Origin of the sequence: Liquorilactobacillus satsumensis (assembly GCF_964065465.1) — a bacterium.
Taxonomy (GTDB): Bacteria; Bacillota; Bacilli; order Lactobacillales; family Lactobacillaceae; genus Liquorilactobacillus; species Liquorilactobacillus satsumensis.
The window spans coordinates 1,172,979-1,184,680 of sequence record NZ_OZ061606.1; the positions used below are offsets into that span (position 1 = coordinate 1,172,979).

Below are 11,702 nucleotides of genomic sequence, written 5' to 3' on the forward strand. Positions count from 1 at the left end.
TATGTATAAAATTGGTTTGGTTGGAGGTATGGGACCAGTCTCAACTGTCGATTATTATCAGAAGATCATTGCCGGCTTTCAGAGAAAAATGCCGCATGCCTGTCCGCCCATTGTCATTGATAGTTTAGATGTTTTTTCCCTGCTTAACCTTGAAGAAAATGGACGCAAAGCTGAATTAACTGCTCAATTGGCCGCAAGTATCACCAATCTAAAAAACGCAGGCGCCGATTTTGCGGTATTAACCGCTAATACACCACACCTTGTTTTTCCTGAATTAAAAAAATGTGCTAGCCTTCCGCTACTCAGCATTCTTGACCCAGTACAAAGGGCTATTACTTCCAAGCGCCAGCACACTGTTGGCTTGCTTGGAACCAAGATTACGATGGAAACAGACTTTTATGCTCAGAAAATGGCATCCGCTGATATCCGAGTAATCACCCCAAATTCCGAACAAATTGAACTTATCCATAAAATTATCACTAATGAGCTTGAACTTGGCGTTGTCACTCCAACCAGCAAGCAAAAAGTGCTGACCATTATCAATGCTATGCAGAATAAGTATCAGCTTGAGGGTTTAATTCTTGGTTGTACCGAACTTCCTTTAATGCTTAGTCAAAAAGATGTATCGTTGACACTTTATGACACCGTTGAACTGCATGTGAGGGCTATTTTAGAAACTGCACTTAATGAACAGTTTCCAGCATTCCAGTAAAGATAATTAAAAAAGCAGGTGTTGTGTAAGTCATCCCCTGCTTTTTAATAGCAGCAATCGTAAGCGCTATCTTTTAATCGATAACTGTTAATTCGAGTTTGAATTAACGTCTGCATAGGAGTAATTTAGAAGTGAATTAAGCGTTTTTCGTTGTCCAGTTTTTTTATGTAAGTGAAAAAGTGCACGTAGTCAGGTTTGAGATGGGAGAAGTGATTTCGTTGAAAAAGATCGGAAAAACTAGTCGAAATTACGCGCAGGCAGAACTTGCACAACTGTATCAGAAATTTGAGACGCAACCACATGGATTAACCAGTGCGCAGGCAGCCACTCGTTTGCAGCGCTTTGGCCCTAATACCATTCAACGTACTAAAAAGCAATCACAGTTTAAGCAATTTCTGAAGAATTTTACCAGTCTGATGGCAATTTTACTGTGGATCAGTGGATTGGTCGCAATTTTGACCAATACTATTGAACTGGGGATCGCCATTTGGTGTGTTAATTTAATCAATGGCTGTTTTAGCTACTACCAACAGCATGCCGCCCAAAAAGCAACAGATTCAATGTTAGCCATGCTACCAGTCTTTACGCAGGTTTACAGAGATGGTCAATTACAGCAGCTCAATGCGACAGAAATTGTCCCTGGAGATGTCTTCTCTATTCAAGCTGGAGACTCGGTGCCCGTTGATGCTCGTTTACTTTCTGCAACTACCTTCCAGGTAGATGAATCTGCACTGACAGGTGAGTCAGTTCCCGAGTCCAAAGATGTTCTTTACGAACCTGGTGAAGGTCAATTTGCAGAAACCAATATGATTTATGCCGGAACAGCTGCTGTCAGCGGTAAAGCGACCGCGCTCGTACTTGCAACTGGAATGCAGACTGAATTTGGTAAAATTGCTGCTTTGACTCACCAACAAAAAAAGACACTCAGTCCGCTGCAGCGTGAATTAAACCGTCTAACTAAACAACTTTCATTAATTGCATTTTCGATTGGGATTGTTTTTTTCATCGCCGCACTGTTCTTCGTTCACTACACCGCAGCTAAAGCTTTTATTTTTGCGCTTGGCCTGGTTGTAGCATTCATCCCAGAAGGTCTCTTGCCCACGGTAACGCTCTCACTTGCACAAGGTGTCAAACGCATGGCCAAAAAGCATGCCCTCGTCAAAGAATTGAATAGTATTGAGACCCTTGGAGAGACTACCGTAATCTGTTCCGATAAAACCGGAACTCTGACACAGAATCAAATGACTATTACACATGTCTGGACCCCGCTCCATGACTATCAAGTAACTGGACAAGGTTATCAAATTAACGGAAAAATCATGCTGGATAACCAGCCGCTTGCCTCCACGACAACCAGCGAGCTTGAGAAACTGCTGTTAACTGCCGCGCTTGATAATGACACCAAGCTAGAGCTTAATCAACAAGATCAAAGCAAAAACAAATTAATTGGGACACCGACAGAGGGTGCCTTATGCGCGTTAGTTGGCAAAGCTGGAATAAAGTTGCACACGCTCCAGCAAAAATATCCACGCTTAAAGGAATTTCCGTTTGATTCCAGGCGTAAACGGATGACGACTGTTCATCAAACAACAAATAAAACTTATCTTGTCTTAGTCAAGGGTGCATTGAGTGATTTGCTACCAAAATGTACACATCTTCAGTTCAAAGAACAAGCGATCCCCTTAGATGAGACACACAAACGCAAGATTAACACTGCTAACCAAGATTTTGCTGCGCAGGGCTTGCGTTCCTTAGGCTTTGCTTATAAGGAAATCTCACAAGACCAAGTAAATCTCAATGAATTAACATTAGATGCAGCAGAGAGCGGATTAACTTTCCTAGGATTAACTGCCATGACTGATCCGCCGCGCCCAGAAGCTTATAAAGCAGTTGAAATGTGCCGGCAAGCGCATATCAAGATTATTATGGTCACGGGTGACAGCCCACTGACTGCCAAATCCGTCGCCCAAAAGATTGGCATTACTGCTTCTGAACCAAGAATAGTTACCGGTGCGGAATTAGAAAAAATGTCTACTGACGAACTAAGTCACGCACTTAGTGGTGAAATCATTTTTGCTCGCGTGGCACCTGAACAAAAGTACCGGATCGTTTCAACGTTGCAAGACCAAGGTGAGATAGTAGCCGCGACTGGAGATGGAGTTAACGATGCGCCTGCATTGAAAAAAGCTGATATCGGAGTTGCAATGGGAAAAATGGGAACAGATGTTGCCAAGGATGCTGCCGATATCATTTTAACTGATGACAATTTTGCCTCAATTGTGGCTGCTGTTGAAGAAGGAAGAGCTGTATATAGTAATATTCAGAAGTTCTTACTGTACATCTTAAATTCAAATGTTCCAGAAGCAGTTCCGTCGCTCCTCTTTCTATTCAGCCGCGGAGCAATTCCACTTCCCCTCACAGTTATGCAAATCTTAACTGTCGATTTAGGAACGGACATGCTCCCTGCATTGGGTCTTGGTTCTGAAAGAGCCGAACCAAATGTTATGCAACAACCACCACGTGCCCGCGATGCGCATCTCTTGCGCCGCTCAATCATCTGGAAAGCTTTTGGTTGGTACGGGCTAGTTGCCAGTGCCGTTTCGGCTCTTGCCTACTTTTTTGTTAATATTCAGGCTGGATGGCCACAACAAGTACTAGCAGCAAGTGGTCCTATCTATAAAGAGGCTACAACTATGACCTTAGCCGCAATTGTCTTTTGCCAGATCGCTGCAGTTATGAATTGCCGAACACAAAAAGAATCAGTTTTTCGAATTGGGCTATTCAGTAATCATCAAATACTCATTGGAATCATTTTTGAAGTAGCCTTGCTCTCTATCCTGATCTATACCCCGATTCTACAAGAAGCTTTCAATACTGGAGCAATCGGTTGGCAAGAATGGTGCATGTTATTACTTATCCCAATTCCATTATTTCTAATCGAAGAACTGCGGAAAATGTTTAGTCGGAAATTCTTCAACTAACGTTTGATTTGCTCACGCTCTCTATACTTTGGGCCTAAAAAACAGGAGGAAAAACAATGGAAAAACACATCTTGTACACAACTGAAGCCGTTAACCAAGATGGTCTCAACGGTCAGTCATTTATTAAAACTGGTGGCTTAACAGTAACCGTTAGTAACCCCCTTAATAATAAACCGGGAACAAACCCCGAGCAATTACTAGGATTGTCCTTAAGTACTTGCATGAATGCAACCTTGCAGGCAATTGAACGTGAACACGGACTGGCACATACTGCAGAAGTCCGAGTAACTGTGACGTTAATTAAAGAAGAAAATTTTGCCTTTTTAGTTGTGGCCCGCGTCCGGATTCCAGGAGTACCTTTGAAGACTGCCACGAAGCTTGTTGCGTTGGCTAAAAAACGTTGCCCTGTTTCTAAATTGCTAAGTGGCAGCAGTTATTATCAGGTTCAGGTTGTAGAAGATTATTAAAGAAGAAGTGCCGACACTCAGCGTTTAGCCTCCGTCGACTAAGTCCTGAATTACAAAGTAACCTGAACTTGGTTACGCGTAAGACAGGCTTAGGCACAGGAGGTTGCGGGGTGGAACACGTTAAGAAGTGCGTAAAAAGGCGCTAGGTTTTTGGAGCACGTTAAGATAGAAGTGCCGACCAGCTCCGTTAGACTACCAAATTGCAAAATGAGCGGATCTTAAGACTTAATGCATATCAAAAATAAAACAAAGCGGCTGCATCCAAAACTTTAGTTTGGGACTCAGCCGCTTTGTTTTATTTTGTTACTTTTGCATTAATGTGTGCTCAGTGCTAAATCTTTGCACGCGCTACTTCATCACCTTTTCAAAAATCTGCACATCTTTTTTAACGTGAAAATTCGGCGAAACGAAAATTTTTGCCCAGCTGGTGCTTAGTTGTCGCATATTCTCTGAACTTATAAATTAGTGGATGCCATTTTTCGACATCAATGTGGGTGCTATCGTATAATAAGTCTTCCAGTACAAAAATAGCTTTAATTTGACATTCAACAATCGCAAAAGTTGCCCGCTTTGTAATTTGTAAAACCGTTGCTTCTAATTGTAATGGACATTCTTTAATTCTGACAGTCTCACCAGTTATTCCTGGTAACTTAGTAAAGTTGCCTAAACCAAATTTATCAGCACAATAGGTGTAGCCGGCCCTTTCTTTGTACCCCGGAATTTCGTGGGTCCCTGTGGTTTTCGCTACTTTTTCGACTTGCTGCCAATGCTCCCCGTCGGCAATATTAAAGGTTAAATTCGTTCCTTTAGCCAAATTCAAGTATCCTTGATTGTGCAATCCAATTCCAAAAACAATCGTCTGATCCAGCGTCCATGTAGAACTCAAAGGGGTTAAATTATCAATCCCTGTGTTAGGATTCTTGGTTGTCATTAAAACTACTGTGGCTCCATAATAAAAAGAGTCTTTAGTTAATTGTTTAAACATTACTCTCACCTCCAGAATAAGAGTATTATAAAAACAGTTCGATGTTTATCGAGATAACAAGGAGGGATCCCATGCCAGAATTACCAGACTTAACCGCCGTGACTAAGCTGCTCGCAGATGAATCCAGAGTAGCATTGCTCAGCCTTTTATTGAGCGGACGCTTTCAGACTGTTCATGAATTAGCACATGCTGTCAAGATCACTGATCAAACCGCATCATATCATCTTAAAAGAATGCAGGCCTTAGAGTGGGTCAGTTCTTATAAACAGGGAAGATCTGTTTACTATCACTTGGCCAGCGAACAGCTTGCAACCCTTTTGGAGAACCTTTTAAATATCAGCCCCCGAAAAAAGATAAACTCATTTAAAAAGAATCAAGCATTCAAAGAACTCAAAGCTGCTAGAAGTTGCTATTCACATCTAGCTGGCGCATTAGGTGTCAATTTCTTAGATTGTCTTTGTCAAAAAAATTTTGTTACTTTCCAACATGAGCAATTAGCATTAACACCCGCTGGTCAACTCTTCTTTAAAGATTTGGGGATCGATATTAACAAGTTGCCGTCAAAAGGTCCCTTGCTTAAACCTTGCTTAGATTGGACAGAACGCCGCTTCCACTTAGCTGGCACACTTGGCAGTGCATTTTTCAAAGAATGCCTACGTAGACAGTGGCTTAGATATACGCCAGCCAGTCGAGCAGTGACCTTAAGCTGGGATGGAAAATTATTTTTTGACAGCCTTAACAATCCACTAGTATAAAATACCTCTTAAGATTAATTGATAAAATGCCTGCAGTGCTTCTTTGAAACTTAGTCCTTCAGCTTTAAGATAAGCTCCATCTAGTAACTGGCGAATTTGCAATTGAATGGTACGTAATAACACCTTTTGTTCAGAAACTGTTAGCAACCTGACATTTTGGTTTTCAACCAAGAAATCAAAGACCATTTTTCCCAATTCATCAACAAAACGCTGCAACTTTTGCCATTGCTCCGGATACAGCCGCTCGAATTCCTGTGAGTAGTTCAAAATTTTGTCAAGATCGTACTTTTCAGGCAATTTGCTCAACTGAATCTGTAATAGGCGTGAAGATGATAGTTGCCTAGTTTCCTTTGGAACATGCCATCTTTTGAAAAGGTCATGAAAGAAGAAAGCCAGAGTTTTATCAATAATCTCTGCTTTCGTTGGAAACATTTTATAAAGGGTCCTTTTACTGATTCGAAGCCGTTGGGCTAATTCAGCAGTAGTAAAACAGGGACCTTTTTCTTCAAGTAAATGAAGAATAGTTTCATAAACTTTTCTGTTCGCTTCCATTTGATTTCGTCCTCATATCTTAATCTTATTTCTAATTAATTATCTAATTTTTGGATTATTCTAATAAAATGTTTAACATGTGCGCTAATTCAATTTTTAATTATTAGTTTAACAATGTAAAGCATATGTAACTGCCTTTTTGTAAAAAAAATGTAATTCTCAGGGGATTTTTCTAAATTTAGTGTAAGATAAGTTTGTAGCAACTTATTTTTTCAGAAGCATAACCCAATATAGGAGTGATTTATTTGACTGTTGAGTACGATAAAACAACGAGCATCACGAACTTAAGAGATATCGGAGGTTACACTGCTGCACAAGGACGTCTCAAGACAGGAGTCTTCTTTCGCAGCGGCGAGTTATGCAGCCTCACCAGTGCTGATGCAACTTTTTTGGAAAAGGATTTAAATCTGAAAAAAATCTATGATTTCAGACGCCCCGCGGAGATTGAAACTCGTCCAGATGTTGCCTTGCAAAACGTTGCTTATGAAAATATCAGTATCATCTCTTCACCTGGCCAAGCCAATCCGAGCCTCAAAAATATGGTTATCACAGATGATATCGAAAACTACATGCTCTCAGTTTACTCAGAACTCGTCTTAAGCCACTCAGCCCAAGACGGATATCACAAATTCTTAAATGAGCTTTTACACACACCACAACCGATCATCTTCCATTGCTTTGCAGGTAAAGATCGCACTGGATTTGCCGCTGCGTTATTATTAAAGATTGCGGGTGTCGGAACAGATGATATTTACGCTGATTATTTGAAAACTAATGAAGCCCGCAAAGCTGAAAATGCCCAAATTTTGCAGCAATTTGCGACCAAATTATCTGACACAAAACTAAAAGCGTTAGCTGTCTCCTTGAATGTCAAAGCAGAGTACCTGCAGTATGCCTTCAAATTAATCCGAGAAAAATTCGGTAATTTTGACAACTACCTTAAAGGTGGGCTTAATTTAGAAGACGGCTATGCCGAAAAGTTCAGACAATTGTATCTCAGCTAATTTTTCTGCTTCAGCGCACGTTAAAAGACACATAGTTAACACCGAGCTAATGTTTGAAAACAACTCCCAGGATGTTAAACATGTGCTGACAGCAACTTGATTCGTTGCAGACATAACTCTAAATTTTCTTATTAGTAGATTTTTATGGGCCAATTACTTTTTAATATCGGCTACTTTAGTTGATTTTAGCAGAGGCGAGACCTTAAAAACACCTTGTTGAACTCATTTTATTTTTAAATTTTCTTATTTAAGAATAAAACCATACAAAAAGTACAACACTTTCTGACTTAGACTGTTTAAACAAGCATTTGAAACATGATAAAAACTAACTGAAATTTTAAAAAGAAGAGAGTGTGACATAAGTCGGGAAAATTTGAGTGCTAACTCGAAATTGCGAACATCGTGAGTACTTTGCTATGAGTAATTCGAAGTTAGACGGAGAGTTTTGACTTATGGAACACGTTTATCCGGAATAAAAAAGGGGCTGGGTCAAAAGTCCCAAAATAAAGAGCTTCGCCAGAAAAAGTAGTAATTTTTCTGGCGAAGCTCTTCTGATATAATAGAAAATAAAAAAGCATTGGTCGCACCCAACACTTTTAAAAACAATACCCTTACGAAAGGATAATCAAAATGCACAGTAATTATAACATAAATCAGACCGTACTGAGTATTTCAACTGCTTGGGAGCCAAAAGAAAATCATCCTGCCCGGATGATTAACAAAATCGTTGAGTCACTCGAACTCAATGATCACTACCTTTTTGGACGTCCACGTAAATACGACTTGCGTGTTCTTTTAAAATTAATTATATTCGCGTATACCAAAGGAATTTTTAGTAGTCGTCAGATTACTACTCTGGCAGAGGAGAATCTCGCAGCTCGTTGGTTAACGCAGGAACAAGTGCCGGCTTACCGTACAATTTGTCGTTTCCGTGTTTCAACTGAGGTTGAAGTTTTGTTAAATCAATGTCTTCAGAAGTTAACTAAGTTTTTACGTCAACACAATTTGATTACCGAAGTAACCTTTATTGATGGAACCAAAATTCTAGCAGATGCCAATAAGTATAGTTTTGTTTGGCGTAAAAATACGGTACGGTTTGATAAACTCAATCGCGCCGCGATTGTGTCTCTTTTGCAGGAATTAAAAGTGGCGAAATTTAATTGCCAAATTCCAGCAGGAACTGAACTTAGTCTAGAAATGTTAGATGAAGTTATTCTGCGCTTAGAGAATAGCTTAGAAGATCTGGATAAAAAAATTGAAAAAGACCATATTTCCCCAAATCCTGATAAGGCCAGACGGCGAAAATTGAAATCAGTAAAGCGAAAACTTAAGTTACGTCAAGCAAAGTTACTAGAACATAAAAACCAACTTGGAATTTACGGTAAACGTAATAGTTATTCGAAGACAGATCATGATGCAACCTTTATGCGTGTTAAGGAAGATCCGATGCTTAATGGGCAGCTAAAACCTGCTTATAATCTTCAAATCGCCACGAGTGGACAGTTTGTGACTGCCTTCAGTATTTTTCAAAATCCAGGAGATACCAAAACGCTAATTCCCTTTTTGCAGCAACAAAAACAAGCTGGAACTTTAGGTAGATACGTTGTAGCTGATGCAGGATATGGTTCAGAACCAAACTACCAGTATCTTGAAGATGAGCTGCCGGAACACACGGCACTGATCCCATATGGGACAATGCTTAAAGAAAATAGTCGAAAATGGCAGAGTGATGACCGCAAGGTTATGAATTGGAAATACCATCCTAAAGATGACTATTTTATCGACCCACAAGGAGTTAGATTTAGTTTTCATGCTTATCGCAAACGCAAAGATAAGTATGGTTTTGAACGTGAATTTAAGGAATATATAGCGAATAAATACAATGATACTTTTCAAGTTGACCAACAGGCTTTCACCAGCGGTGGAAAGCTTCGTAAAATAAAGATTAATGAAACTTGGGAATATTTCAAAGCTAAAGAACGAGCATTGCTTTCAAATCCTCAAACTGGTTCCATTTATGGACAACGTAAAATTGATGTCGAATCAGTTTTTGGCGGATTGAAGGCTTGTTTAGGCTTCAAAAGATTTATGGTTAGAGGCCTCAAAAAAGTAAAAAAGGAAGTAGGAATTGCCTTGATAGCGATGAATATCAGGAAATTGGTGGCAAGAGTCACCAATTATACTTGTTTTTTAAAACCAAAGAAGAGATTGTCGAAAATCCCAGAACGATTTTCGACAATCTCTTTTATTTTAGAGGACTTTTGACCCAGCCCCCTTCTTTTTTACGTACTATCAATATTTTTCGAGTTTATATTTCATCCATCATTTATTATTACCTAGTAGAATTCCAAGACATTTACCTTTTCCAATATGTCCAAAATGATTCAGTGTAAAAACCACGTAACCAGTGGTCTGTACTGAATCCAAGCTTAAATTATTTTAGCTGTTACATGTGATAGTTTTTGATAGTTAATGTAGCGTTTGTGAAGCTGTTGTTTTCTTCTCGGTTACCTTATCTGTAGTCTGCAGTCCAATTCCCATAAACCCACTTATTAAGGAAAATACCGGGCACAACAAACTAAAAAACACGAAGGGCAAGTACTGAAGTGTCGCGACCCCGAGTGCGTTAGCGATAAATACACCGCCAACACCCCATGGAACCAAGTAATTCAAGACAGTGCCACCATCTTCCAAGACACGCCCTAAAGCAGAACTTTTTAAACCACCGTTATTAAAAGTCTGCTTAAATGAACGACCTGGAAGAATAATTGAGAGAAACTGTTCACCAACAAAAATGTTGATTCCGATGCAGGCTGCCAATGCCGCAACAATCAATTTACCATGGCTGTCTAATTTTTCGGCTAAGGGAGTCATTACGGCACTAATCAAGCCGAAATTAACCAACAGTCCCCCCAGCGATAATGTTAAAACAATTAATGCAACCGTTGGCATCATGCTGACAATTCCCCCGCGCGACAAAAGCAGATTAACTTCAGTATTAGCAGTCTTAGCCACAAACCCATCAGTAATAATTGTACTAGCCTTACGCATACTCAAGTTCGGTATCGTAAAAAACATCATTCCGGCAGACACAAAAACATTCAACAGCATCGTTGGAATGGCTGCCATTTTACATGCAGCACAGACAAATACCAAGACAATTGGAATCAGTGTTAAGAGTGAAATATTAAAATTACTGGAAAGTGCAGCGACTGTTGCATTAATTTTACCCATATTAGCCTGATTATGACCACTTCCTAAAACAGCAAAAGCAATAGTTGAAAGCCCCGCTGCTGGAAGTGTTGACCACAAAATCGTCTTCATGTGGTCAAACAAGTCGGTATCAACTACTGCAGCAGCAAGGTTATTGGTCTCTGACAGTGGTGAACACTTATCACCAAAGATCCCGCCTGCAATAATTGCACCTGCAACTAAAGCGGGTGCAAAATTCATAGTTACCCCGATACCAAAAAAAGCAATCCCGACCGTTGAGACAACTGTAAAGCAGCTGCCAACTGCCGCTCCAACTAATGAACACACCAGAAATACGGTTGGAAGGAACCATTGTGCGCTGATTGCTTTAAACCCAATTACCATTAAAGTTGGAATCGTTCCTGCTGCAATCCAAGTACTTATCATTGCACCAATCAGAATAAAAATTACAATAGGAATAATTCCCTTATCAATGCCATCTTTAATACTGGCATTAACCTCTTCCCACTGCAAACCTTTAAATCTGCCCCAGAAAATGGTCACTGTAATGGCTAATAAGACTGGAATTTGTGGTGACAATCCTAAGCCAATCACGCCGTATCCCAGAATTGCTAAAATCACGATCAAAACAATAATTGCTTCTCTTAAACTTAATTTTATTTTTTTCATTCCATTCAACCTCTTTTGTAATATATTTGTATATTTAGCAAAAGTAGTTGTTTAATAACGCACAATTCCTCCATTACTGGTTCTGATTCTATTCATCTTCTCAATTCCTTTCCAGTGAACAACAAAAAGCCGCCCCTATTGTATTATTAATCCAATAGGGGCGACTCTAGCCGTGGTACCACCCAATTTGTGCCTTAAAAAGACACCGCTCACTAGAATATAATGGATTCTAGTTATTAACCATCGTCGCTGATCTTACGGTATTTCGCACACCTTATCCTGATTAGTTCGCAGCAACCACTAACTTCCTGACACCCAGATAAGGGACTACTTCATGTAAACCGACATTAAATATAAATATTAA

At 39.8% G+C, this 11,702-nt stretch carries 9 protein-coding genes; 6 read left to right on the plus strand and 3 right to left on the minus strand.

Annotation, left to right across the window (positions count from 1 at the left end):
• The first annotated feature begins 1 nt into the window (after position 1).
• The 3 genes from AB3Y88_RS05490 to AB3Y88_RS05500 all read left to right on the plus strand — a co-directional run bounded on the left by AB3Y88_RS05490 (position 2) and on the right by AB3Y88_RS05500 (position 4,160).
• Positions 2-712, plus strand: a complete 711-nt coding sequence (locus AB3Y88_RS05490) for an aspartate/glutamate racemase family protein (RefSeq protein ID WP_054757983.1) — start codon at positions 2-4, stop codon at positions 710-712.
• 200 nt (positions 713-912) lie between these two features.
• A complete protein-coding gene (locus tag AB3Y88_RS05495) occupies positions 913-3,693 on the plus strand; it encodes a cation-transporting P-type ATPase (protein WP_228890145.1) in 2,781 nt (926 codons plus the stop codon).
• A gap of 56 nt (positions 3,694-3,749) precedes the next feature.
• A complete protein-coding gene (locus AB3Y88_RS05500) occupies positions 3,750-4,160 on the plus strand; it encodes an OsmC family protein (protein WP_054757981.1) in 411 nt (136 codons plus the stop codon).
• Between the two features lie 385 nt (positions 4,161-4,545).
• Here the strand turns inward: AB3Y88_RS05500 and AB3Y88_RS05505 are convergent, their stop codons facing one another.
• Positions 4,546-5,145 carry a flavin reductase family protein gene (locus tag AB3Y88_RS05505; RefSeq protein ID WP_056960897.1) on the minus strand — a complete coding sequence of 200 codons (600 nt, stop codon included), beginning with the start codon at positions 5,143-5,145 and terminating at the stop codon, positions 4,546-4,548.
• A gap of 71 nt (positions 5,146-5,216) precedes the next feature.
• Between AB3Y88_RS05505 and AB3Y88_RS05510 the strand changes: the two genes are divergently transcribed.
• A complete protein-coding gene (locus AB3Y88_RS05510; protein WP_228890148.1) occupies positions 5,217-5,900 on the plus strand; it encodes a helix-turn-helix transcriptional regulator in 684 nt (227 codons plus the stop codon).
• Here AB3Y88_RS05510 and AB3Y88_RS05515 read toward each other — a convergent pair.
• Complete coding sequence (locus tag AB3Y88_RS05515; protein WP_054757979.1) at positions 5,892-6,452, minus strand: TetR/AcrR family transcriptional regulator; 561 nt, start codon at positions 6,450-6,452, stop codon at positions 5,892-5,894. The two genes, AB3Y88_RS05510 and AB3Y88_RS05515, sit on opposite strands and share 9 nt — an antisense overlap.
• 245 nt (positions 6,453-6,697) lie before the next feature.
• Here AB3Y88_RS05515 and AB3Y88_RS05520 point away from each other — a divergent pair, with 245 nt between their 5' ends.
• The gene (locus tag AB3Y88_RS05520) at positions 6,698-7,456 is read left to right on the plus strand and encodes a tyrosine-protein phosphatase (RefSeq protein WP_056960895.1); all 759 of its coding nucleotides are present in this window, start codon (positions 6,698-6,700) and stop codon (positions 7,454-7,456) included.
• Positions 7,457-8,086: 630 nt separating this feature from the next.
• On the plus strand, positions 8,087-9,721 hold the full coding sequence (locus AB3Y88_RS05525; protein WP_228890261.1) for an IS1182 family transposase: 1,635 nt from the start codon (positions 8,087-8,089) through the stop codon (positions 9,719-9,721).
• Between the two features lie 204 nt (positions 9,722-9,925).
• On the opposite strand, the gene nhaC is transcribed toward AB3Y88_RS05525, so the two are convergent.
• Entirely contained in the window at positions 9,926-11,338 is a 1,413-nt protein-coding gene (gene nhaC / locus AB3Y88_RS05530; RefSeq protein WP_228887930.1) for a Na+/H+ antiporter NhaC, read from the minus strand.
• Between the last annotated feature and the right edge of the window lie 364 nt (positions 11,339-11,702).

Excerpts from the sequence above, each read along its gene's own strand:
- AB3Y88_RS05490 (WP_054757983.1), top strand. The coding sequence starts at position 2 with ATGTATAAAATTGGTTTGGTTGGAGGTATGGGACCAGTCTCAACTGTC.
- AB3Y88_RS05495 (WP_228890145.1), top strand. The coding sequence starts at position 913 with ATGGGAGAAGTGATTTCGTTGAAAAAGATCGGAAAAACTAGTCGAAAT.
- AB3Y88_RS05500 (WP_054757981.1), top strand. The coding sequence starts at position 3,750 with ATGGAAAAACACATCTTGTACACAACTGAAGCCGTTAACCAAGATGGT.
- AB3Y88_RS05505 (WP_056960897.1), bottom strand. The coding sequence starts at position 5,145 with ATGTTTAAACAATTAACTAAAGACTCTTTTTATTATGGAGCCACAGTA.
- AB3Y88_RS05510 (WP_228890148.1), top strand. The coding sequence starts at position 5,217 with ATGCCAGAATTACCAGACTTAACCGCCGTGACTAAGCTGCTCGCAGAT.
- AB3Y88_RS05515 (WP_054757979.1), bottom strand. The coding sequence starts at position 6,452 with ATGGAAGCGAACAGAAAAGTTTATGAAACTATTCTTCATTTACTTGAA.
- AB3Y88_RS05525 (WP_228890261.1), top strand. The coding sequence starts at position 8,087 with ATGCACAGTAATTATAACATAAATCAGACCGTACTGAGTATTTCAACT.
- nhaC (WP_228887930.1), bottom strand. The coding sequence starts at position 11,338 with ATGAAAAAAATAAAATTAAGTTTAAGAGAAGCAATTATTGTTTTGATC.